The sequence below is a fragment of the Shinella granuli genome (genome assembly GCF_004341885.1).
Lineage (GTDB): Bacteria > Pseudomonadota > Alphaproteobacteria > Rhizobiales > Rhizobiaceae > Shinella > Shinella granuli.
The window spans coordinates 1-23,380 of record NZ_SLVX01000025.1; the positions used below are offsets into that span (position 1 = coordinate 1).

Below are 23,380 nucleotides of genomic sequence, written 5' to 3' on the forward strand. Positions count from 1 at the left end.
GTCTCGTCATAGTCTCTCCTGTTCCCGGCATCTAAGCCGAAGTCAGGCAGAAACTCCACTTATCCCCGCTGTGCAGATTTCCCGAGCCAGCTCTTTGCCAGGCAGTCGAGCCCTGGCGCCGACATCAAAAAGCCCCGCGACATTTCTGTCTGCGGGGCTTTTTGATAAGTCACATAAATTCTGGTTGCGGGGGCAGGATCTAATCTTCACTTGCGCCCCGAGCAAGTAAAGATGGTTGCGGGGACCGGCGTCGATCATAACTTGCGATCGACGCCAGCAAAGATGGTTGCGGGAGCATGCACCCATCTTAACTTGCTTTTTCGTACGGCAGCATAAATGTTGCCAGAACTTCGGCGCCACGTCCATCGAGTCGACGCGAAGGATTGCCAGGAATTATCGGCTGAAGTCGGTCTTACTAACGACTAGCTTGAGATTACCGTGCTCATCGATAATTTCTCGCGGGCGCAATTTTGAGACCCAAGTCGGGTGCATTCCCCCATCGCGCCCGCTCTTGATCGGGGCAGTTTCCACGCCCTGCGAGACGAGTTGCTCGAACTCCTGGTCATCACGGCGCTGCTTTTTCCGCACCGCCTGAGCGATCTCCGGTGGCACTTCATAGGCCGGGCATTCGCCATATGGATCGAATTTCAACTGAATGGCATCATCTCCTGGCGCGAACGCATTGAACACGTAGCGTTTATTGCAGACATCGACTTTAGGTGGGCGGTGCGTCACCTCGAAATGATCGTTGCCGTCCTTGAGCATGCGCCAGAACGGCATGTGGGGGTTTCCGCGATGCCTGGCCATGTTGGCGGGGGTCATGCGGAACGGGAAAGCTTGCACTTGGAAAGATCTCTGTCCGCCGGAGAAGGACTCCCGGCCGAGTGCGAAGATTTCCAGGATTTGCGCGTCGGTCATCGCGTAGCAGCCTTGCGAAGAGCAATCGCCATGCACCATGAGATGGGTTCCGGTGCGCTCATGGGCACGATCGAAGGCGTTCGGGAAGCCGAGATTGAACGACAGATAATACTCCGAATTCGGGTTCATCTGCGCCGGCGTGATGTCATAAAAGCCTTCCGGCGTCTGCCGGTCGCCTTCCGTGATCTTCGGGCCGAGATCTCCTGACCACTTACAGATTGGATAGGTTTTCAGGAGCACGAAGCGGCCTTTGCGATCTTCCTTCCAGACTTCGAGCTCGGCTTCCACCTTGAATACGCGCAGGAGGATCGGCGACCCAAATTCCATGTTCAGAGTTGCCATTTCTGCTCGCAGCCTGCTCGGGACAGGGGCGGTTGCCTTAGTGCTGGCGCTCGCCAATATGTCGGTCTGGCAGCCCCCAAGCGCCGCCGCCCCTAATAGAGCAGCCGAGTTCGCGATGGTCCGCAACGCGCTTCGGCGGGCGATCATTTTGCCGGGCTTCAACGTCCTTCCCCCGTTTCCAATCGCCCGAGGCAACATCTCAAACTTAACGCAAGCTTAAAGGAGGAACCCTCGGCAAAGGAGACAGTGAGATCGGCAAATAGCTATATGGATCATGATTTTCGAGCGATCCCTATTGCATGACTTTCCGCGGATTGAACCAACGGTACATCTGGATATTGCAGCCAAATGGTCCGATGGTCGCGGCGTAGACGCCCTGAGTCTGCATCAGGTTTTGAGAACCGCTCGGATAACGAAAGCGACCAGCGTCAACACCAGGACGCTGGCAAGCCAGATGGCGGCGAACCACATCAGACGTTTCCAGAGCTTCGGCAAAGCCTTGTCAGTGGTATCCGGTTTCATCGACTTTGCCTCGGAAGACCCAATAGGCCCAGGCTGTGTAGGCCAGGATAACCGGGACGAGCAGGCCCGCACCGATCAGCATGAAGACCTGACTTCGTTCGGGCGCGGCGGCATCCCAGATCGAAACGCGGCCGGGGATCACATCGGGCCAGATCGAAATCGCCAGCCCGGCCATCGAGAGACCGAACAGGATAAGCGTCATCGCAAACGGCAGCCAGTCACGGCCGAGGTCGATCGATCGCCAGAGAATAAATGCGGCAATGGCGACGAGCAGAGGCATTTGGGCCGCGGCGAGCACACCCGGCCAGCCGAACCAACGTTGGTAATAGCTGGCATCGAGAAAGGGAGTCGCCGTGCTGACAGCGACGATTGCCCCGACAAGGGCGATCGTGAGCATGCGAGCATGTTTGCGCGCATGGGCCTGCGTTGGGCCGTCAGTCTTCCAGATCAACCACCCCGCTCCGAGCAGTGCATATCCCGACATTAGGCTGACACCCGTAAGAAGGGTGAACGGGGTGAGCCAGTCCCACCAGCCGCCGCCATAGGCCCGGCCCTCGACATGGATGCCTTGAAGAAGCGCGCCGAGCGTGATCCCCTGAGCGAAAGTGGCGACAACCGACCCGCCGCAAAAGGCTATATCCCAGAAACGTCGATGGCCGGGATCACGCCACCGGAATTCGAAGGCGACGCCGCGAAATACCAAGCCAAGCAACATTGCGATGAGCGGAGCGTAGAGGGCCGGAAGCACGATTGCGTACGCAAGCGGGAACGCGGCCATCAGGCCGCCGCCGCCGAGAACTAGCCAGGTCTCGTTGCCGTCCCAAACCGGCGCGATGCTGTTCATGGCGCGGTCGCGCTCGCCGCCAACGCGAAACGTCGGGAACAGGATACCGATTCCGAGATCGAACCCGTCCATGACGACATAGGCTGCCACGGCAAAAGCGATGATCGCTGCCCAGATGATGGTGAGATCGATCATCACGACGCTCTCCCTTCGACGGCCACTGCCGGGGTGATGCCGGCGGCGCGGATAGGCTTTCCACCCGACGGATCGGCTGTCTCGTGGGGCTGCGGTGGTTTGGCCATTAGCTTCAGAATGTAGAAGGTCCCCGCGCCGAAAACCGCGAAGTAAACGACGATGAACGCGACCAATGAGGCGGCGACAGCGGGTGCCTCCAAGGGCGCCGCCGATTCCGCCGTCCTCAGCAGGCCGTAGACTGTGAAAGGCTGACGCCCGACCTCGGTTGTGACCCAGCCGGCGATCACCGCCACGAAACCGCTCGGCCCCATTGCGATCGCAGCGCGATGTAGCAACGGCCAATCGTAAAAACGTTTGCGATACCGGGCGGCGAGGCTCCAAAGGCCGAGCCCCAGCATCGCGAAACCCAGAGCAACCATGATGCGGAAGGACCAGAAGACCACGCCAACCGGCGGATGCTGATCCTCGGGAATCGTGTCGAGTCCGGCCAGGGGCGCATTAAGATCGTGCTTTAGGATGAGGGAGGACGCCTTCGGAATCTCAAGGGCGTAGTCGACGCGCTTCTCGGCGCTGTTGGGGATACCGAACAGGATGAGCGGCGCACCTTCGGGATGACTGTCGTAGTGCCCCTCCATCGCCATCACTTTGGCGGGCTGGTGCTCGAGCGTATTAAGGCCATGCAGATCGCCGGCGAAGATCTGGATCGGCGCGACAATCGCCGCCATCCACATCGCCATGGAGAACATTTTGCGCGCGCCGGGATTCGTCTTGTCTTTGAGAAGATGCCAAGCGCCGACCGCGCCGACCACGAACGCCGTTGTGAGGTAAGCGGCGATGACGGTGTGAACGAGGCGATAGGGGAAGCTTGGATTGAAAACGATCGCCCACCAGCTCGGGCCGGGCAGAAACTGGCCGTTGGCGCCGATCTCGAAGCCGGTCGGCGTCTGCATCCAACTATTGACCGACAAAATCCAGAAGGCGGAAATGAAGGTGCCGAGCGCGACCATGCAGGTCGCCACGAAATGCAGTCTCAGCCCGACCTTGTTGATGCCGAAGAGCATCACGCCAAGGAAGCCGGCCTCAAGGAAGAAGGCCGTCAGCACCTCGTAGGCCATCAACGGACCAATGACGGGACCGGCCTTGTCGGAAAAGACCGACCAGTTCGTGCCGAACTGGTAGGACATGACGATCCCCGATACGACGCCCATCCCGAACGCAAGTGCGAAGATCTTGAGCCAGTACCGGTACAGATTGGCGTAGACCCCATTGCCGGTCTTCAGCCAGAGCGCCTCCAGAACCATGAGGTAGCTCGCCAAGCCGATGGAGAAAGCCGGGAAGATGAAATGGAAGCTGACGGTAAAGGCGAACTGGATTCTGGCGAGCAGCAGGGCGTCGAGCATCGCGGTTTTCCTCGGATTGAGCAGAGGTGCGGGTCCCGACGCGCCGCCCGCCAACAACAGCCGACCCGTCGAGTACTGAAACTCCGCTCCGCGGCCGAGCTTCACGTTCATTGTCGGGCTTCCTGAAAGCTTTGATCGGGCACGCCCAGCTCGACAACGGCAGCATTTGCCACCACGGCACGCCAATCACTTATGTTATTGTCGAACTATGTAATTATGTAAGCGTCTTGCGTCAACCCGAACGCCGTGCGACATAGTGGGTGAATGACGTTTGCGAGACCGCTTTACGAATGGACAATGTGACCACGTATCCCAGTGCTTTGCGGATGGGCGACCCCGCTCCCGACTTCGAGGCACGTTCGACCCAAGGAGCGCTCCGGCTTTCCGACTACAGGGGCCGGTGGCTTGTCTTCTTTTCCCACCCTGCGGATTTCACCCCGGTCTGCACGACGGAGTTCGTGGCGCTGGCGAAGGCGCACGACCGTTTCGCCGCGCTGGACTGCGCCCTGGTCGGATTGTCGGTGGATAGCCTTTATGCGCACCTCGCCTGGACCCGAGCGATCCGCGAGCTCTTCTCGGTCGAGATCCCCTTCCCGGTCATCGAAGACCCGTCGATGCTCGTGGGTCGTGCCTACGGCATGATCGACGAGGCCGCCGAGAACAGCGCAGGGGTGCGGGCGACCTATTTCATCGATCCGGAGGGCGTGATCCGTGCGATTACGCATTATCCCCTGACGATCGGTCGTTCGATCGACGAGATGCTGCGGATGGTGACGGCGTTGCAGGCTGCCCACTCAGGAGACAAGCTCGCCCCGGCGGATTGGCAACCGGGCCAGCCGCTGCTCTTGCCGGCGAATGAAAAAACACAGCAGGAAACCGACTGGTTCTGCCGGAGAGAGGCATGAAAACCCTGTGGCAGTCGCGCGCGCAGGCTGATGTCGCGGCCGACAAACTGCGTAAATTCGCTCAGCCTCAACGGCTGATGATCCTGTCCCTCCTGCTGGACGGGGAAAAATCCGTAACCGAAATCGATATGGCCTCTGGAATCGGCCAGCCTGCCCTTAGCCAGCAGCTTGCGGAACTGCGCAAGGCCGAGCTGGTAACGACACGACGCCAGGCCAAGCAGGTCTATTACAGCCTAGCCGACGAGTCGGTCATTCTGTGCGTGCGCAGCATCGAAGCCGTGTTCGGGGCCGGAGATCCGGAGCGGGCGCTCCTGAACATGGTCAGGCCGGAAGCCCGCTCCGAGCGGAATGGCATCGTGCGCGGCGCCGCGAATTTCGCCCGGATTCGCTGACCAGTCCGCATTGCCTTAAGCCAGCCTTAAGCTCGTGAGCCAAGCACTCAGCCATCCGGTGGCGCGTTGCCCGGAAAGGATGGGCAAAATGGGTGCATCGTCAAAGCGCAGTATAACGCTTCTTCAAATCAATGACACGCATGGGTATGTGGAGCCGCATCCAGAATTGATCTGGCACGGCGCGACGCCGCGCTTTCCGATGCTCGGCGGTTACGCCCGGATCGCGGGATATTTCAAGAAGGTTCGAGCGGAACGTCCCGACGCCGTCGTCGCGCTGGACAATGGCGACACCTTTCATGGGACCTACGCGGCCGTCTCTTCGCGAGGCGAGGCGCTGGTACCGCTCACCAATGCGCTCGGCATCGACGCCATGACCGCACATTGGGAGTTTGCCTGGGGGCCGGCGCATTTCAGGGCGCTGGCAAAGCGCCTCGACTACCCGGTGCTGGCGGTCAACTGCTTTGATTTGAAGACCGGCCGTCGCCCATTTCGCCCGTCGCGCATTATAGAGCGTGGCGGGGTCAGGATCGGAGTGGTCGGAATCGCGGCGACGATCCTCGACAAGACGATGCCGCCGCATTTCAGCGAAGGGCTACGCTTCACGAACGGAGACAAGGAGCTGCCGCGCGAGATTCGCAGGCTCCGTCAGAAGGAACGGGTTGATCTCATCGTCGTCCTGTCCCATCTCGGCTTGCCACAGGATATCAAGCTCGCCGGACTCGTAGATGGGCTGGATGTCATCCTGAGTGGCCATACCCATGACCGGCTTGAGAAGCCGATCGTCGTCAATGGAGCAACCATCATCCAGTCTGGTTGTCATGGCGCCTTCGTCGGCCGTCTGGATCTCGGCGTCGAGCGCGGGACGGTCCGGGTCGAACGGCATGAGCTCGTCGCCATGGATGAGACGATTGATCCTGATCCCATGATGTCGGATTTGGTCGAGGCGGTGGTGTCACCCATGCGTGACCACCTGGCCACCGCGGTGGGCAGCGTGGATGCCGCCCTGCATCGCAACACGATCCTTGACTGCTCGATGGACGACGTCCTCCTGGCGGCGCTCTGCAACGCCTCGGGCCGGGAAATCGCCTTCTCGAATGGCTGGCGTTACGGCGCTCCGGTCGTGCCTGGCCCTGTCAGGCTGAGCGATCTGTGGAACATGATACCGGTCAATCCTCCGATCTCGACGGTGATCCTCAAAGGAGAGGAAATTCGCATGATGATGGAGGAGAATCTGGAACGGACGTTCTCGCCAGACCCCTTCGGCCAGATGAGCGGTTACGTGAAGCGCTTCTGCGGCCTGACGATCCTGGCAAAGATCGAAAATCCATCCGGAACCCGCATAGCGGAGATTTTCGTCGGGGACCAAAAGCTCGACCTCGATGCATCCTATGACGTTGCCTTCGTCACCGCCCAGGGAGTGCCCGGCCGTTTTGGGCGTGATCGGGGCCAGATGTCCGTCACGGCGATCGAGGCCCTGGAGGCCTATTTCCGCCACCCGCCCGCTAAGGTGACAAGTCCTGGCCGCGTGATCGCGATATGATGACGCCGCTAGCTTGCTGGTGCGTCCGAGAGCTTCGCGGGCGGTCCCTCGGCTGCCGATGAGGGCGCCGTAGCGGGCGGCAGGGTCAGTCGGAGGCTGTTGAGACCGACCGACAAGGAGCTCGCGAGCATAGCGAGTGCAGCCAGCGATGGAGACAAGACGCCGAAGATTGCGAAAGGAATGGCGGCGAGGTTGTAGACCAGGGCGAGGCCGAGATTCTGTCGTGTGACGGATGCGGTGCTGCGCGCAAGGTTCATCCCGGTCAAAAGCCGGCCAATGCCACCTCTGACAATCACCACGTCGGCGGTCTGGGCTGCGGCACTGTGGGCCCCCGCGACCGATATCCCGCAATCGGCGGCGGCGAGTGCCGGGGCATCGTTCACACCGTCGCCGAGGAACAGGACCGGCGAGGCCAAGGCCTTCACGAGTTCGGCCTTCCCGGCCGGCGTGCAGCCGTGACGCACCTTGTCGTGCGGAACGCCGAGCGCGTCGGCGATCCGCAGAGTCGGCCCGACGGCATCTCCCGAGGCGATCCATGTCTCAACGCCGAGCGCTCGAAGCCGGGCAAGCGTCTCCCGCGCGTCACTGGTCGGGGCATCGGCCAGGGCGAGCGTCGCGATGCGGATACTGTCCAGGGTTACGGCCAGCGAGGTCAGTCCGTCGTCGCGCTCAATTCCGTGAACAGCGATGCGGTGTCCGGCGTGATCCTGCGCCTCGGCGCCCCGCTCCAGACGCGTCCCGCCCGCCCCTTCTTCCCGGCCGTGCCGATCGACGACCGCGCGCGCCAGCGGGTGGTCGATTCCGGTTTCCGCTCGCGCGGCGATTTGCAGAACTTCGGCTTCGGACCAGCCGGACGCCGGAGCAACGTCGACCACGATGGGGCGTCCATGGGTCAAGGTGCCGGTCTTGTCGAAGATGGCAGTCTTCGGACGGGCGAGCGCCTCGAAGGCGGTGGGATTACGCAAACGTAGGCCAGAGGCCGCGGCGATGCTGGCCGCGCGCGCCTGAGCGAGCGGAGCGGCGATCGACAACGCACATGGGCAGGCCGCCGCCAGCACGGTCAAGGCTCTGAGGACGGCATCCTGCGGGGTGACGCTAAACAGCGGTGTCAGGAGCGCGGTCAACAGCGCGAGCGCAGGAATTGCCCAGCTCAGCGCGGCGGCGAGACGATCGGCGCGTGAGGCAGCCGCGCCGCGCCGGGCAAGCTCGATCGCGATCGCTCCGCCCATCCGGTCGAGATCGCGGTCGCCGAACGCACGGTCGGTCGCGACGACAATGCGCCGCTGGAGATTGACGGAGCCGGCCTCGACGCGCTGCCCGACCTCGACGGGAATCGCCCGGCTCTCGCCCGTCAACACGGCGCGGTCGACCAGCGTCGCGCCCTCCCGCACGGTTCCATCGACGCCAACAGTCATTCCGGCGTCGATGACGACGAGATCACCGATTCCGACCTGCGCGCACAGGACCACCTCGTCTCCCGACGCCGTACGCCTGACGGCGGTTTCAGCGGCCGCGTCCTCGAGCGCCTTCAGCGCATCGAGGGCGCCGCGACGGGTGGTGGAGTCGAGCAGTCGCCCGACCAGAAGAAGCGTGATCAGCATCGTCGCTGTGTCGAACCAGACATGGGAGGAGCCGGAGACGAGCGAGGCGATGGAAAGGAGGAAGGCGCCGCCGGCGCCCAGCGCGATCAGCAGGTCCATGCCGGGCGCGCGCAGGCGGATCGATCGCACAGCCATCCAGAAGATGTCGGCTCCCGCCCAAGCGACAACCGGCAGGGCCAGCAGACCGGACCCGAGCGCGATCCACCACGCGACGTCCGGATCGAGAACGGAGACGTAGAGCACGACGGCAAGAGCCATCGACCACATCCCCGACATGACGGCGACGGCAAGGCGCAGCGAGAGGCGGCTTATATCGGCTGTGAGGATCGCCGAGAGCTCCTCGGGCCGGTGGCGGTCGATCAGCCTGTAACCGGCGCGTGAGACAGCGGCGGCAATGTCGTCAACGGAGAGCCGCTCCGCGTTCCAATCGACCAGCATTGACGCGGTCAGGTGATGCACCCCGACGGCGCTGACCCCTTCCAGCCGGCCGATCTGCCGTTCCAGCCCGCGCGCGCAGCCGCCGCAAGCCATGCCACTGACGCCGAACAGGCGGCGCACGGCACTCAGTCCACGGCGCCGACCGGACGTTCCGGATCCGGCGTGCCCACCCCGAGCAGCACCCCGTTGACGGTCTGACCGTAGTAGATCTGATCGCCGTCGTGGTACTGCTTGCGTGTTTCCTCGATCGTCTTGCCTTTCTGTCTCGCATCCTTCGGGCGCTCGAAGCTGTTGATGTAGGCAGCGACGTCCCAGGCGTCCTGATCGGTCAGTCGGCCGGGCTGCGACAACGGCATGTTGTGCTTGATGAAAGCGGCCGCGGTGTCGATGCGCGCCATGCCGGCGCCCCAATTATAGGAACTGGCGCCCCAGAGCGGCGGGAAGACATAGCGCCCGTTGATGTCCTTCTGGCCCTGTCCGTCACCGCCATGGCACACGGCGCAATTGGCCGCGAACACCTGCGCGCCGCGTTCGGGGGAGTAGCCGAGCTCCGTCTTGGCAACCTTGCCGAAGCCGACACCCTCCAGCTCCTTGTTCGTCGGCGCGTTGGTCGCCAGCCAGAAGAAATAGCTTTCGAGATCGCGATAGATGTCGTCGCCATGCGGCGGCGGGCCGCCGTTGACCGAGTGCTGGGCATTCATCGAGAAAGTGAAGCAGCCCTGGACACGGTCTTCCATGGTGTTGATCTGCTTGTTCTTCGACCGGTATTTCGGGTACTGGACCCAGGCAGCCCACATAGGCGCCGAGAAGGGCTGGCGGCCGGCGCCGAGATGGCAGTTCGAACAGGACAGGCCATTGCCGACATACTGCGAGGCGTTGGTCGAGGTGTTCATGAAGATCGCCTGCCCGCGCCGGACAGCAGCACCGAATTGGTCGTTCGGAATCTGGTCGTCGGTCGGTGGCTGGAAGAAGCCGGCGGTCGCATGGCCAGCGGTGTCCTGCGCAGTCTGTCGACCCGGAATGAAACCACTCTCATAGGCGAGTGCGCCGAGCGCGGCGACGATCAGGCCCGCTCCGGCCGCATGGATCCACATTCGCGCGATGCGTCCCTTCTGGGGATCGGCGGGTTTTGCGCTTACGCTTTGCACAGGCTCCGTCATGGCCGTTCTCCGATCTTTGCAATCTTGGCGTCTTCTCCTGCCGGCACGGGGGGAAGCGAGGCGAGATAGTCTGCGACCGCCCTGCGATCGGCGTCGGAGAGCGCGCGGGAAATTCGTCCCATCAGGTCGAGCGAGGAATTGTTGCGCTGTCCACCGACCCAAGCGGCGAGTTGGCTTGCCGTGTAGGAGGCGTGCTGGGCGGCGAGTGCGGGAAACTCCGGCGAGACGCCGAAGCCCGAGGGTCCGTGGCAGGAGAAGCAGGCAGGCACGTTGCGGCTCCAGTCGCCGTGCAACGCCAGCGCCTCGCCGCGCGCGAGATTGCCGCCGAGTTCCGGTTTGGCGTTAGAAGGTACGCGCAGGCCGGCATAGTATTCGCCGAGCTGGCGCTTCTCCTCGTCGGTCAGCGACGCCACCACGATCTTCATGGATTCGTTCTGGCGACGCCCGCTATGGAAATCGTCGATCTGCTTGACGATGTAATCGGCGGGAAGGCCCGCCAGACGCGGGACGTTTTCCTTGCCCTGGCCTAGATCGCCGTGACAGCTCGCGCAGGCCCATTGCTCGCCGCGCCCGGTAAAGATCATCGCGGAGACGTCCGGGCTGAGGGAGACGGCAGTCTGCTCCACGAAGGGGGGCTGACTGCCGAGTTCGAGTGCGGTTGAGGACGCGATCTCCGTCCCGCCTTTGAAGCTGCCCTCGTCCGCGAGCTCGCCGCGCAGCTTCGCGACGGCTGCCGCTTCGATCGTTTCGGACGACTTGCCGAAGCGGTGCGCCACATAGGTCGCGAGTTCGCCGAGCTCGACATCGGTCAACACGCTGGCGAAGCTCGGCATGTGGCCGTTGAAATTGTGATCGCCGACGCGGATCGGCCCATCGATGCCGCGCAACAGGATCGTCGAGACGAGCTCGGGGCCTTGCGCGACGAAGGCGGAGCCGGCGAGCGGGGGAATAGCGCCGCGCACGCCCATGCCGTCAGGCTGGTGGCATGTCGAGCAGCGGGCGACGAAGAGCGCGGAGCCTGGCTCCGTACCGGCGCCCGTCGCCACACGGCTTTCCGCGATGCGCTCATCGCGCGCTGCCGCGACATCCTCGCGCGTGTCGAACAGCGTCGCCGCGCCCCAGATGCCGAGGCCGACGGCGATAGCGATCAGCGGCCATGGCATCTTGCCATGAAGCTCGTAGGGCTCGAAGTTCTCGTCGGGCCGTCCGGCAGAGTCCTTGCGGGGAGATTTGTCTGCCGTCATCGCGCGCCCTCCGGACGGTTGTAGCCGTCGTCGCGCAGCGCGTTGGCGGGCGCGGGATAGGTCCGGTCGAGCGATTGCAGGTAGGCCGTCAGGTCGAGCGCTTCCTGCCTGGCGATCACGACGCCGGATTTCGGCGCGTATTCCGATGGAAGGGCGACGACGACATCGCCGGGCGCAGCCGCCCCCTTTTCTTCGAACAGGAAGGGATAGGCCGGCATGATGCTCCAGTCGAAGATGGCGCGCGGCTGGTAGAGATGGGTCAGATGCCAGTCACGCGAGGGAAGGCGCGCGCCGACATTGAGGAGGTCCGGTCCGGTGCGCATCGTGCCGAGCTGGTGCGGACGGTCGTAGGTGTAGTCGGCGGCAATCGCCGGCCGGCCCCAGCCACGCACGCCGTCAGGCGCCTGGTCGGGCGAGCGCGGCTGCTGGCTGTGACAGTAGACACAGCCGAGCGAGACATAGACCTCGCGCCCGCGCAATTGTTGCTCGGTATAAGGCTTGAGCTCCGGCGGGATGTCGTGCCGGCTGATCTGGATGCCGGGCGCGATGACGAGCATGAGGGTCGCGAAAGCGAGAATGCCGAGGGCCAGAATGGAAAGAGGGAGATAGCGGTTCATTCTGCGGGCACCACCTTTGCGGCGGCCATTGCCCGGCGCGGAAGAAGGATAGCGGCGACGTTGATTGCGAAGACGATGTGGCCGAGCGTCATCAGGCCGCCGCCGACGCTGCGAGCTTCGAGATAGGGAATCGTGACCGTCACGCTGTCGGAGAACGGGCGGGTCGCGTCGAGCATGGCTAGGCCCTGAAGCACGCCTCCGATCGAAAGCCCGAAGAAGTAGATCGCGAAGCCGACGACGATCAGCCAGAAATGCGCGTTGATAAGCGCCGGCCAGGGAAAGGCCCGTCCGGTCATGCGCGGCAGCATGTGATAGGCGGCGCCGAACATGACGAGTGTCACGAAGGCATAGGCACCGAGATGGGCGTGGCCGACCGTATAGTGGGTGAAATGGGTGACGGTGTTGATCGAGCGCAGCGCCTCGGTCGAGCCCTGGAACGAGGCGAGCGTGTACATGACCGCGCCGAAGGAGATGAAGCGCAGCGGCAGCGATTCCTTCAGCGCCCAGAGATTGCGCGCGACGGTGACGTGCTGATTGATGGCGACCGCGATTACCGGGATGAACATCATCACCGAATGGACGATCGACAGGGTCACAACCCAGGTGGGCACCGGCCCGCCGATCAGATGATGGATGCCCACCTGGCTGTAAAAGAGCGCGAGGCCCCAGAACCCAAGCAATGAGACGGAATAGGAGTAGATCGGCTTGCCGATGATCTTCGGGATGAAATAATAGGCCGTGCCGACCCCGAGCGGCGTCAGCCAGAGCCCCAGCACATTATGGGCGAACCACCAGTTGACGGTCGCCTCTTCGACGCCGGAATGGATGTAGGGGATGTTGGCGATGACGAAGAGACAGGGGAACCACAGGATGCCGGCGAGGAAATACCAGCCGGACACATAGATGTGGTGCACCTGCCGGGCGATCGTCGTTTTGACCAGAGGGATGACAAAAAACACACCGGCGAGCGCCAGCAGCATGTCGAGCTGCCAGGGGATTTCCAGCCATTCCTCGCCATCGGTCCAGCCGTTGGCGATGGCAATGGCTCCAAGACAGACGGCGATGTTCCAGAGGATCGCGCCGATGATCGGCAGCCGCGGGGCACGCAACGGCGTGTGGAAGATGCGCGGCAGGATCCAGATCATCGAGGCCACGCCCATCTGCGAGAGCCAGCCGTATATGACGAGGTTGAGGTGCAGAGTGCGGACGCGGCCGAAGGTGAGCGGCGCATAGGCCGAAAGCCAGTCGTGCCAGTGCAGCTTCAGCGAGGCGATCAAGCCGAAGGTCGAGCCGACGATCAGCCAGACGGTCGCCGCGACCAGAAGCACGGTGACGGGCTTCTTGGAAATTCGATCGATCCCGGAGGTAGCCGCGTCGAAGTAATGGCGTCTGGCAGGCGAGTGTTCGGCATCGGGACTGTCGAGGTGGCCTTCATCGCCGGCCGCGAAAATGACTTTGGCGTCGTCCTGATCGAGCTTGAGCTGCCGGTTGCTGATCGCCCAGATCAGGAAGGCGAGCGCGAGCAACGATACGGCGAAGCTCAACGCCAGCAATAGTCCCATCGTCACCATGCGCTATCCCTCCCGCTCGCGTCCTGGCTCTTGCGGCAGGCACACGGAGTTCAGCGCTCGGAAACCAACCTTAAGGCAAGCTTAAGAGAAGCGATCCAGCCACAAAAAAGTCACGTTTAGTACCGGGCGTCCTTGGGCTTCTTGACGCCCTTCCAGTCGTTCACCTTGCCGGCGAAATCGGGCCGCGGCATGTGGGTGAAGAATTCCGCGACGTCGACGGCATCCTGATCCGACAGCACCCCGCCGGCTCCGAGCGGCGCCTCCAGATGCATGGCCGGCGGCATGGCGTATTTGACGAACTGCGCCGCCTTGTAGGTCCGGGCAAGGCCTGCGCCAATGTTTAACGATTCATCACCCCAGAGCGGCGGGAAGATGTAATCTCCGGCCTGATCCTTCATGCCCTGGCCGTGGGCCCCATGGCAGGAGGCGCACTGGGCGGCGTAGATCGTCCTCCCCCTCTCGGGATCGGGCACCAGGCTCTCGTCGATCGGCCCGGCGTTGCGCACGGCTGTCTTGTCGCCTTTCGCCACCCCCTGGCGCAGCCAGTCCATATAGGCGAGCATCGCATGCATCTCGGTGCTGTCTGTGCCGAGCGGCTTGCCGTTCATCGAGCGCTGGAAGCAGCCGTTGATGCGCATGGTCAGATCGACCTCGCGGTTGGCGCGCGGATTGAAGGACGGATAGCTGTTGGTCGTGTTGATGTAGGGATTGGCGTCGGACAGCTTTCCCTGAGCCATGTGGCACGAATTGCAGTTGAGACCATTGCCGACATTCGCAGGCAGCAGGCGCGCGGTCTCGTTGAGGAGCCGCTGTCCAAGCCGAATGGCATCGGCGTTCGGTTCCGCCGCAATGGTATTGTCCGCCGGAATTCGATAGTCGCCGATCCTCTTGCCGTTGGCATCCAGCACTGCGATCGCGTCCACGGCCGGCGCGTCAAGTGTCGGCTCGTGCAGGAACGCGAATGCTCCTGCTGTCGCAGCGACCGCCACGATGGCAGCTCCGGTCAGTGTAAGGGAGCGCTTGTTCATTTTTGTTCTCCCGGCACGTAGTGTTTCGGTTTGCGCTCAATCTCGTGGCGCATACGCGAGATGTCGGCTTCACTGATCTCGCTGCCGTGATTGCCCCAGCCGTTGCGGATAAAGTTCAGGACGTCGGCGACCTCGCGGTTGGTGAGGCTGGCGAAGCCCGGCATGGTGAAGGCCATTGTGTCGTGCGGGGTCTTCGGCATCCGCCCTCCGGCGAGCGTCACCTGAATGAGCGAGCTCGGATCGTCGGCGAACACCATCGAATTTCCGGCGAGCGCCGGATAGATGCGTGGCGCCCCCTTGCCGTCCATACGGTGACAGATCGCGCAGTGCTCGACATAGGAGGTGGCGCCCGGTGCGCTGTAGTCGCCGGCCTTGAGCGCCGCGGTGGTGATATCCTCTTTCGGCTGCCATGTCGGACTGCGGCCGTCGCGAGCTTTCAGGGATTTCAGATAGGTCGCGATCGCCGTGAGGTCTTCGTTCGACAGATGCTGGGTCGAATGCTCGACGACATCCGACATTGAGCCGAAGGCGGCGGTCTTGTCGTTGCGTCCGGTCTTCAGGAAGTCGACGATTTCGGCGGTCGTCCATGTCGAGAGGCCGGTGTCCTCGCCGCGCAGGTTCTTCGCGTACCAACCCTCAAGAACCGAGCCCGACAGGAAGCGGCTGTTGGCGCCGTCGGCAAGCGCCGTCTCCTGAAACGCGATGCCGCGCGGCGTATGACAGGCGCCGCAATGGGCGAGCCCCTCGACCAGATAGGCCCCACGCTCAAGCTGCGCATCCGTGACCGTGGTGGTGAAGTGGCGGGGCTGGGCGAAAGCGAGCTGCCAGTAAGCGAGCGGCCAGCGCATGCTGAGCGGCCACGGCATGGTCGTTGGCTGGTTGTCCTGCCGAACGGCCGGGACGCTCGACATGAAGTAGGCGTAGAGTGCCTTGATGTCGTCGTCGCGGACGACGGCATAGGAGACATAGGGCATGGCCGGGTAGAGATGCGTGCCGTCCGGTCGGACACCCTTGCGCACGGCCCGCTCGAAATCTCCATAGCTGTAGCCGCCGATCCCCGTGTCCTTTTCCGGGGTGATATTCGTGGAATAGATCGTGCCCATCGGTGTCTGCATGCCGAGCCCTCCAGCGAAGGGCTTGCCGCCGGGGGCGGTGTGGCAGGCGATGCAATCGCCGGCATGGGCGAGATATTCGCCCTGCCGGATCAGGGTCGCATCCGTACTATCGACGGACGCTTCGGTCTTCGGCTTGAACCAATACGGCGTCGAGATGGCGATGGCGTAGGACAGACCAAGCCCGCATACGCCGGCAAATGCGAGTTTGAGCAACAGTTTCACGACACGTTCCATGACTTTCTTTAATTATGTAAATATCCTAACTTTCCTCCATCCCGCTTTGATTTCAATCAATGAGAACGGGGACGCTTCAGCACCTAAGCGAAGGGGCGCAGGCGTCGAATGAGATCGCGCGCGGTCACGGACCCGACCGACCGGGTGCCGCTGTATTCGCGCCCACTCTCGGTCTGGACCACGAAGAGCGTCGGCGGCCCGTCGGCGCGCAGGTATCTGAGGAGCTCGCGGCTCGTCTGATCCATCCGGGTGACGTCGACCTTGATCAGCGCGATCCGTTGCATCGCGTGCTGGACACCGGGATCGGGCAGGATTTTCTGATCGATCGTCTTGCAGACGGCGCACCATTCCGCTCCGATGTCGACAAGTGCCGCCTGGTAGTGCGGCGACAGCCGCGCCAGGGTCTCGTGATACTCGCGCAGGTTCGTGACGAGCGAAGGTGCGGCGGTCGCGTCGGCAGACAGAGCGCAGGCTGCCGCCATCGAGAGCGCGCCGACGAGGATCTGCCGCCGCGTTGCAGCGCCCTCAAGCTGTCGTGAGACCTTCTGGCGGCTCGCTGGTTTAGAAGCGCGGTCGCGGACCGCAAAGTATGTCCATTTCGTATGAGGCATGCAGGGTTCTCCGTTGTCGATGGCAACGGGAAGCGCCGGCCTTAAGGCAGGCTTAAGGTGGGGCTGGAGTTTCGGCCTTCTGAACTGAACGAATTCAGAAGGTTGAGAGACAATTGACGAACACCATGTTTATCGGCCCGATGGGCCGACGCGCGTTCATGCTCGGTGCCAGCGCCTTTATTTTGGCCGGCTGCGTTTCGACCGGCCAAACCGTTCCGACGATGACGCCTGTCGCTGAGATCGAGCCGGAACCTGTGGTCCCGCTCATGTACGCGGCGCTGCCGAACGAGCAATTTCCGATCCCCGAAGTCGATGTCTCCAAGGTCGACCAGAAATGGTGGCGAACCGAAGTCGACTATCCGACCGGCGAAAAGGTAGGGACGGTCGTCGTCGATACACCAAACCGTTATCTGTATCATGTCAGATCGAACGGTCGGGCGACCCGGTATGGCGTGGGCGTCGGACGTGATGGGTTCGCCTGGGCCGGTCAGGGGCACATCGCATACAAGCGCGAATGGCCTCGTTGGCGTCCGCCCAACGAAATGGTCGCGCGCCAGCCTGAACTCGAGCCGTATAGCATCGACAATGGCGGCATGCCTCCCGGCTTGAACAACCCGCTCGGCTCCCGGGCGCTTTATATTCATGAAGGAAACCGCGATACGATCTATCGCATCCATGGCACTCCTGAATTCTCAACCATCGGGAAGTCGGTGTCCTCTGGTTGCATCCGCATGCTCAATCAGGATGTCATTCATCTCGCCGACAACGTCCGCGACGGCAGCGCTATTGTGGTCATCCCCGATCCCTCGATGTCGCATTTGCTGGTTGGATAGCTGGGGTCAGATGCCGAACGAAGTCGTCAGCTATGAAGTCGAGATGCGTGGCTATGTGCTACACGCGAGCTACTTCGGGCCTCGGGATCGATCGGCGTTGCTGCTGCACGGCGGCGGTAACACGGCCTCCGCAGACATATTCCCGCTTCGCGTCGATCTCGCCGAGCGCGGTATTGGTACGCTGGCATTGGATCATCGGGGCCATGGACTGACCGGCGGCGATGTACAGAAGAGTTCGCTGGCGCTGAGGGTCGACGAAGCGCGAGCAGCGATCGAGGCGGTCCGGCCGCGCAATCTGCTCGGTGCGGTTTCCATGAGCATGGGAGGCTATGTCGCTGTCAGGTTGTCGCAAACCGTCTCGCTGAACGCCCTGGTCATGATCGCGCCGGCGATGTACGTCGGCCAGGCGTTTACGGTGCCCTTTGGCCCGGCGTTTTCGGCCATCATCCGGCGCTACGAGAGCTGGCGCGACAGCGATGCCTTTGACATCCTGAGACGTTTCGGTGGGCGGGTGCTGATCGTTGCGGGCGAAGAGGATCGAACGATCCCGGCCGGCGTGATCGAGGCTTGCGCGGACGCAATGCCTTCCGATTGCTCCGCCGTGATCTCGCTACCCGGCGTCGATCACTTCGTGATGAGCCGCCTGCGCGCGGGCCCGGCCGATCGTCTGGCCGGAATCCTGGATCGGATGGCTGCGGCCCTTCTGGGAGATGATCAGGGGTGTGCCTCCGCAATATCCGCTCCGGGCCGTGCGGAAGCCTGAGCGGCGACGCGAAGCTCGGCATGCTCCGCCCCGATCGCCGGCAACGGAAGGGCATCGTGCCTTGCCTTTTCCGCGACGAGATCGATCAGCGCAGACATGCCGGAATGCCCCACGCCTTCCTCGATCGCGCTGTCATGCGCGCGAAGATGGCGGATTTCCCAATGCCCGAACGATCGGATCAGCAGGTCCTGCGTATAGAGATGATCGGCGTGCGGCGGGCCGCCGGTGCCATAGCCGAGCTGTTCGACGCGATAGCCCTGCATGATCAGGAGCCCGCCCGGCCTCAGGCAGGTGTGGAAGCCTTCGAACATGATCCGGCGCAGCTCGGGCGGAGCGAACTGCACGAAGATCGCGACGACGAGATCGTAGGCCTCGGGCTCCCACTCCCATTCGGCGAGATCGGCAAGCACGGTCTCCAGGGTGACGCCGCGCCGGCGGGCGAGCTCGCGCGCCTTGGCAAGGCCGACCGTCGAGGCGTCGATCGACACGACGTCGAGGCCGCGCTCGGCGAGCCAGACGCCGTTACGGCCCTCTCCATCGGCCACTGCGAGCGCCTTCATGCCTGGCTCAAGCCGGAAGGCTTGCGAGGCAAGAAAGGCGTTCGGCTCAGTCCCGAACAGATAGTCTTCACCTTCAAATCTACGATCCCAATCGTTCTCCATGGCAGTCGTCCCAGTGGCTTGAAAGGCTTCCGGCTCGAGGAGACAGAAGCCTGTTTTTGTTAGGCAGGCATATTGTCGGTATGGCTAGATCACGACAACCTTCGAACCCGTCGGAACCCGGCGATAGAGGTCGATGACATCCTGGTTCATCATGCGGATGCAGCCGGAGGAAACGGCATGGCCGATCGTTTCCGGCTGGTTGGTGCCGTGAATGCGGAACAGGGTGTCCTTGCCGTTCTTGAAGAGATAGAGCGCACGGGCGCCCAACGGATTGTTGGCTCCGCCCTCCATGCCTCCGGACCATTGGGCGTATTTTTCCGGCTCGCGCCTGATCATGTCCGGTGTGGGCGTCCACTTCGGCCATTCCTGCTTCCAGGCGATATTGGCGGTGCCCGTGAATTCCATTCCCTCGCGGCCGACGCCGACGCCATAACGCATCGCCTTTCCGCCCTCCTGAACGAGATAGACGAAGCGGTTTTTCGTATCGACCACGATGGTGCCCGGCCGCTCGCTTGTGCGGTAGTCCACCTGCTGCCGGAGGTTCTTCGGATTGACGCGAGATGTGTCGATCGCCGCGACCGGAAACCTTTCATTGGTCTGGGCGGCGTAGCTGGCGACTGTCGCGGGCCGATTGCGGTCAAGCGGCTGCGTGACGGCGGTTGTCGGCATCGTCGCCGTGGTGCAGCCGGCGGCGACCAGGCTGAACAGGAAGGCGGAAAACAATCCGCTCTTTTTTGATAGACTCATTTCGATTCACGCATCGTTGTCCGCGCTCCGGTCAGGGAATGCGGATGGTTCAGGTTCGGGGTTAAGGGAACGGGCCGCCCGCCATCGGATCGGGCAGGCAGGCATCATGTCGAGCCTCCAAGCCTCTCGATGGCGGCATTGAGCGCCTCGCGCGAGATCTCGCCCATGTGCATGGAGGCGAGTGTCCCGTCGGCTCTGAGGAACAGGGTGATGGGAAGTCCCATGCTTCCGTAGTGGCGGGGGATCTGCATCGACTGGTCGAGCAGGACGCGATCGAGCTTGAGGTTTTCTTTTGCGAGATAGGCACGGATCGTTTCCGAGCCTTCGCCCTGATTGACGAAGAGGAAGGCGACGTCATCACGGCTTGCGGCGACTTCCGCCAGCAGCGGCATTTCCCTGCGGCATGGCGGGCACCAGCTCGCCCAGAGATTGACGACAGCGGGTTTGCCGATCACGTCGCTGACCGCGAGCGGAGGACCGTCCATTTGCTGAAGCGCGATTGTCGGGGCGGGCTGACCGAGCGTGGCCTGGGTGAGTTGGGTCACGCCGACCCACAGCACGAGGCTGAGGCCGAGGGCCCCTGCGGCAGCAAGCCCGGCCTTGAGCGAGCGGATGAAGAACACGCTGACGAGCAGCACGCCGACAAAGCCGGCAATCGGCTGGAAGCCGCCCTGCCAGAAGGCGAAGATCCGCATGGGCTCGGCCGCGAAGCTTTGCCAATGCAGCGCGACATGACCAAGGCGGGCAGCGACCAGGCCGCCGATCAGCGCCCAGGTCGACCATTGACCGATGATAGGGTCGACGCGGCGCGCGAGGATCGACGTCGCGATCGTGAAGGTGAAGATGCCGAGAACGGCCGCGAATTGCTCCGAGGCGAAGACGAAAGGCCCAATCGCGATGGCGTTCATCGCACCGTCCCGGTCTTGTCGGACCCAATCTGCTCAACAGAGGCTTGCAAGGTCGCTTTGGTCACATCTCCCACAAGCCGCGTTCCGGTCGCCTCTCGCCCTTCGGGATCGACGAAGATCATCGTCGGCGGACCGACCACCTGAAGGCCCTGCATGATCTGCCGCTGTTCCGGCGTGTTGCCGCTGACATCGAGCTTGATGAGATTGAAGCGGGCGAGCGTGGACTGGACGGCGGGATCGGACAGGACGCTGCGGTCTATGACGGCGCAGGTTACGCACCAGTCCGCGGTGACGTAGAGCAGGCTCGGTTTACCGTTCCGTCCCGCGATTTCCGTCTGAAGCTCGGCGGGCGTGCCCGCGCTGCGGAAGGCAAGCGCTTCCGAAGAACCGGGAGCGCCTCCGGTTCCGGCCGCAAGGTTGGCGAGAGGCCGGAAGGGATCTCCGGCACCGCTGGCAGCCCCGACGGCCAGCACGATGCCATAGAGTGCAGCCGCGATGCCGGCGGCCTTTGCCGCCCGCCGCCGCCCCGAAGCATCCGGCCCGATCGTATCGAAGGCGCCCAGCCAGACCGCAAGACCGATCGCGAATAGGGCCCAGAGCGCAAGGCCCGCTTCTGCCGGGATGATGCGCGAGACCATCCAGATGGCGGTCGCCACGAAGACGAACCCGAACGCCTGCCGGACGACGGTCATCCACGCTCCCGCTTTGGGCAGCGCCTTCGGGCCGAGTGTGCCGAAAGCGATCAGCGGAATGCCCTTGCCCAGGCCAAGCGCGAAGAGGGATGCTGCCCCGAGCGCGACGTCGCCGGTCTGGGCGATGTAGATCAGAGCACCGGCGAGCGGCGCGGTCACGCAAGGCCCGACGATCAGTGCCGAGGTGAAGCCGAGCAGCCCGGCCGAGGCCAAAGAGCCGCGATTGCCCTGACCGAGCCGGCCGATGGCATTGACCCAGGCCGATGGCAGTTGCAGTTCGAACAGCCCGAACATCGACAAGGCCAGCACGACGAAGAGCACGGAGACCGCGCCGATGGCGAGCGGCGACTGAAGCGCCATCTGCAAATTCTGTCCGGACCAGGCTGCCGCCACGCCGAGCAGGCCCAACGCGCTTGCCATCGCCAGCACGTAGGCAAGCGACAGGGTGAAGCCCCTCAGCGCGGTGACGGACTCGCCCTGGCGCGCGATCGCTCCGGCAAGGATCGGGTACATCGGGAAGACGCATGGGGTGAAGGCGAGCAGCACGCCGAACAGCATGAAGCTTGCCAGAACCATTGCGACGCCGCCGTCCTTCAGCAGCGAACCGATCATGCCGCCATTGTCGGCCGCGATGGAAATGCCGGTCTCGTTTCCGGTCGCCGGCCCGCTCGCAGGAGTCGTGACGGCCGGGGTCGTCCACTCGTTCGCCTGCGTCGCCGGGGCGCGCTCCTCCGGATCGGTTACGGCAAGCGTCGTCGCATCGACATGGCGCACGATCGGCGGATAGCAGATGCCGTGGTCCTGGCATCCCTGATAGCGGACTTCGAGCGGAGCGGATGCCGAGGCATCAAGGGGAAGCACTGCGGCGACGTGATCGTGAAAGACGGTCGAGGGGCCGAAGGTCGGGTCGTCCTTGCTCTGGCCGTTCCCCTGGAGCTCGGGAACCGGAAGATCCGAGCCGCTGCGAGCGAAGCTGAATTTGTCCTGGTACAGGTAGTATCCCGGCGCGATCGTCCACCGAATCTGGACGCTACCGTCGTTTTGTCGTGTCGCCGAGAGTTTGAACGCCTGATCGACGGGAAGCGGCATTCCACCCGAAGACGTCACCTGCGCCGATGCCGGTGTGATCGACAGCGCTGCAAACGCCATGATCATGGCCGCGAGAATGACGGACCAGACAGTTCTTGAAGGCAATGCACGCTCCCGCTTGACGTTACGACGGCGGGAGAGGTCGGATCGGCAGCTTAAGGCAGACTTAAGGGCATCTTTATTCGTTGGATGTAGGAAAACCCCGCCGAAACGCCTAGAGCGGCCCGAACAAAGCTTCCAGAGCGGCTCCTCGGGGTGCACCGCTTTGAAGGATCAGTTCGCCATCGCTGCCTTGCGCGACGAGGCCGGGCGTACCGCTAAAGCCAAGCCGCCTCATCAGCTCAACATTGCCGGTGAGCTTGGTGTTGGTCTCCGGCGAGATCTTCGCCAGCGGGGCAATCCCGCCGGAGCCGTGGTTCATCTCGTTTTGCGTCAAGGCGGCTTGCGGATCGGCGGCTTCGATGATTGCGGCTGCCTTCGCAGCCGAGTCTGCCCGGATCACACCCACCATGACGTGGCGAAGCTGGACCTTGCCGGCCTCCACCCATGGCCGCGCCGAACGCCATAGCTCATTGCAAAATGGGCAATTGGCGTCGGTGAATGCGTAGACGACGCGCTCCGCATTCGGATTGCCGTCCTGAACCCAGGCCGCGGCTTCAAGCGCTCCCCAGGCCTCCCGCTGCATCGGCTCGCTCGTTGCCTGCTTCAACGCGGCGTCGGCAACAGAATCGCCCTTGGCATCGATCAGGGTGCCGATCAGCGCATAATTGGCGTCGGGCATGATGTAGACGGCCAGCGGCTGCGTGCCCGAGCTCGCGGCATAGGCCTGCAATCCGCCCGGCACCTCCAGGGGGCCGTGGATAGTCAGGCCCTGGCTCTTCAGCGACGCAAGGATCGCCTCGGAGTTGCTTGCCGTCTGTAACGAGGCCGTTTCAGTATTGTCGTTGCAGCCGGCGAGCATCGTTGCGAGCGCGATGGCGGGTAGAAGCTTTTTCATTCGTGAGGCACCAGTCGATGTTATGGACAGATCTGAATGTCTGCTGCCTTTTGCCTGCGAGCTTAAGGCAGC

22 protein-coding genes are annotated in these 23,380 nt (G+C 63.1%); 5 read left to right on the forward strand and 17 right to left on the reverse strand.

Annotation, left to right across the window (positions count from 1 at the left end):
- Positions 1-393: 393 nt before the first annotated feature.
- The 4 genes from EV665_RS26495 to EV665_RS26510 form a co-directional block, all read right to left on the reverse strand.
- Entirely contained in the window at positions 394-1,422 is a 1,029-nt protein-coding gene (locus EV665_RS26495) for a L,D-transpeptidase family protein (RefSeq protein ID WP_133036373.1), read from the reverse strand.
- Positions 1,423-1,647: 225 nt separating this feature from the next.
- Positions 1,648-1,782 (reverse strand): DUF2474 family protein, encoded by a 135-nt coding sequence (locus tag EV665_RS26500; protein WP_133036374.1) that lies wholly within the window; start codon positions 1,780-1,782, stop codon positions 1,648-1,650.
- Positions 1,763-2,761, reverse strand: a complete 999-nt coding sequence (cydB, locus tag EV665_RS26505; RefSeq protein WP_162853170.1) for a cytochrome d ubiquinol oxidase subunit II — start codon at positions 2,759-2,761, stop codon at positions 1,763-1,765. Before cydB ends, EV665_RS26500 begins: the two co-directional genes overlap by 20 nt.
- Positions 2,761-4,161 (reverse strand): cytochrome ubiquinol oxidase subunit I, encoded by a 1,401-nt coding sequence (locus EV665_RS26510; RefSeq protein ID WP_133036448.1) that lies wholly within the window; start codon positions 4,159-4,161, stop codon positions 2,761-2,763. The genes cydB and EV665_RS26510 overlap by 1 nt, the downstream gene beginning before the upstream one ends.
- 290 nt (positions 4,162-4,451) lie before the next feature.
- Here EV665_RS26510 and EV665_RS26515 point away from each other — a divergent pair, with 290 nt between their 5' ends.
- The 3 genes from EV665_RS26515 to EV665_RS26525 all read left to right on the forward strand — a co-directional run bounded on the left by EV665_RS26515 (position 4,452) and on the right by EV665_RS26525 (position 6,998).
- Complete coding sequence (locus EV665_RS26515; RefSeq protein ID WP_133036375.1) at positions 4,452-5,066, forward strand: peroxiredoxin; 615 nt, start codon at positions 4,452-4,454, stop codon at positions 5,064-5,066.
- The gene (locus tag EV665_RS26520; protein ID WP_133036376.1) at positions 5,063-5,458 is read left to right on the forward strand and encodes an ArsR/SmtB family transcription factor; all 396 of its coding nucleotides are present in this window, start codon (positions 5,063-5,065) and stop codon (positions 5,456-5,458) included. The genes EV665_RS26515 and EV665_RS26520 overlap by 4 nt, the downstream gene beginning before the upstream one ends.
- Before the next feature lie 88 nt (positions 5,459-5,546).
- Positions 5,547-6,998 carry a bifunctional metallophosphatase/5'-nucleotidase gene (locus EV665_RS26525; RefSeq protein ID WP_133036377.1) on the forward strand — a complete coding sequence of 484 codons (1,452 nt, stop codon included), beginning with the start codon at positions 5,547-5,549 and terminating at the stop codon, positions 6,996-6,998.
- A gap of 8 nt (positions 6,999-7,006) precedes the next feature.
- Here the strand turns inward: EV665_RS26525 and EV665_RS26530 are convergent, their stop codons facing one another.
- The 8 genes from EV665_RS26530 to EV665_RS26565 form a co-directional block, all read right to left on the reverse strand.
- On the reverse strand, positions 7,007-9,157 hold the full coding sequence (locus EV665_RS26530) for a heavy metal translocating P-type ATPase (RefSeq protein WP_133036378.1): 2,151 nt from the start codon (positions 9,155-9,157) through the stop codon (positions 7,007-7,009).
- A 5-nt stretch (positions 9,158-9,162) separates the two neighbouring features.
- Positions 9,163-10,197: a c-type cytochrome gene (locus EV665_RS32920; RefSeq protein WP_245507837.1), complete on the reverse strand. Its 1,035-nt coding sequence runs from the start codon at positions 10,195-10,197 to the stop codon at positions 9,163-9,165.
- A complete protein-coding gene (locus EV665_RS26540; RefSeq protein WP_133036379.1) occupies positions 10,194-11,441 on the reverse strand; it encodes a c-type cytochrome in 1,248 nt (415 codons plus the stop codon). The genes EV665_RS32920 and EV665_RS26540 overlap by 4 nt, the downstream gene beginning before the upstream one ends.
- Positions 11,438-12,058, reverse strand: a complete 621-nt coding sequence (locus tag EV665_RS26545) for a cbb3-type cytochrome c oxidase subunit II (RefSeq protein WP_133036380.1) — start codon at positions 12,056-12,058, stop codon at positions 11,438-11,440. The genes EV665_RS26540 and EV665_RS26545 overlap by 4 nt, the downstream gene beginning before the upstream one ends.
- Entirely contained in the window at positions 12,055-13,629 is a 1,575-nt protein-coding gene (locus tag EV665_RS26550) for a cbb3-type cytochrome c oxidase subunit I (RefSeq protein WP_133036381.1), read from the reverse strand. Before EV665_RS26550 ends, EV665_RS26545 begins: the two co-directional genes overlap by 4 nt.
- Positions 13,630-13,745: 116 nt before the next feature.
- On the reverse strand, positions 13,746-14,657 hold the full coding sequence (locus EV665_RS26555) for a c-type cytochrome (RefSeq protein ID WP_133036382.1): 912 nt from the start codon (positions 14,655-14,657) through the stop codon (positions 13,746-13,748).
- Positions 14,654-15,994 (reverse strand): cytochrome c, encoded by a 1,341-nt coding sequence (locus EV665_RS26560; protein ID WP_245507838.1) that lies wholly within the window; start codon positions 15,992-15,994, stop codon positions 14,654-14,656. The genes EV665_RS26555 and EV665_RS26560 overlap by 4 nt, the downstream gene beginning before the upstream one ends.
- A gap of 95 nt (positions 15,995-16,089) precedes the next feature.
- The gene (locus EV665_RS26565) at positions 16,090-16,617 is read right to left on the reverse strand and encodes a thioredoxin family protein (protein WP_133036384.1); all 528 of its coding nucleotides are present in this window, start codon (positions 16,615-16,617) and stop codon (positions 16,090-16,092) included.
- Between the two features lie 125 nt (positions 16,618-16,742).
- Between EV665_RS26565 and EV665_RS26570 the strand changes: the two genes are divergently transcribed.
- Together EV665_RS26570 and EV665_RS26575 are read left to right on the forward strand one after the other, a co-directional pair.
- On the forward strand, positions 16,743-17,450 hold the full coding sequence (locus EV665_RS26570; protein WP_133036450.1) for a L,D-transpeptidase: 708 nt from the start codon (positions 16,743-16,745) through the stop codon (positions 17,448-17,450).
- 10 nt (positions 17,451-17,460) lie between these two features.
- Positions 17,461-18,213 carry an alpha/beta hydrolase gene (locus tag EV665_RS26575; protein ID WP_162853171.1) on the forward strand — a complete coding sequence of 251 codons (753 nt, stop codon included), beginning with the start codon at positions 17,461-17,463 and terminating at the stop codon, positions 18,211-18,213.
- Here the strand turns inward: EV665_RS26575 and EV665_RS26580 are convergent.
- The 5 genes from EV665_RS26580 to dsbG form a co-directional block, all read right to left on the reverse strand.
- Positions 18,165-18,773, reverse strand: coding sequence for an SAM-dependent methyltransferase (locus EV665_RS26580; protein WP_245507839.1), 609 nt, complete (start codon positions 18,771-18,773; stop codon positions 18,165-18,167). The two genes, EV665_RS26575 and EV665_RS26580, sit on opposite strands and share 49 nt — an antisense overlap.
- A gap of 186 nt (positions 18,774-18,959) precedes the next feature.
- Positions 18,960-19,622, reverse strand: coding sequence for a L,D-transpeptidase (locus tag EV665_RS26585; protein WP_133036387.1), 663 nt, complete (start codon positions 19,620-19,622; stop codon positions 18,960-18,962).
- Positions 19,623-19,726: 104 nt separating this feature from the next.
- Entirely contained in the window at positions 19,727-20,530 is an 804-nt protein-coding gene (locus tag EV665_RS26590) for a TlpA disulfide reductase family protein (RefSeq protein ID WP_133036388.1), read from the reverse strand.
- The gene (dsbD, locus tag EV665_RS26595; RefSeq protein WP_245507840.1) at positions 20,527-22,572 is read right to left on the reverse strand and encodes a protein-disulfide reductase DsbD; all 2,046 of its coding nucleotides are present in this window, start codon (positions 22,570-22,572) and stop codon (positions 20,527-20,529) included. The genes EV665_RS26590 and dsbD overlap by 4 nt, the downstream gene beginning before the upstream one ends.
- Complete coding sequence (gene dsbG / locus EV665_RS26600) at positions 22,526-23,308, reverse strand: thiol:disulfide interchange protein DsbG (protein WP_133036389.1); 783 nt, start codon at positions 23,306-23,308, stop codon at positions 22,526-22,528. The genes dsbD and dsbG overlap by 47 nt, the downstream gene beginning before the upstream one ends.
- Positions 23,309-23,380: the final 72 nt, after the last annotated feature.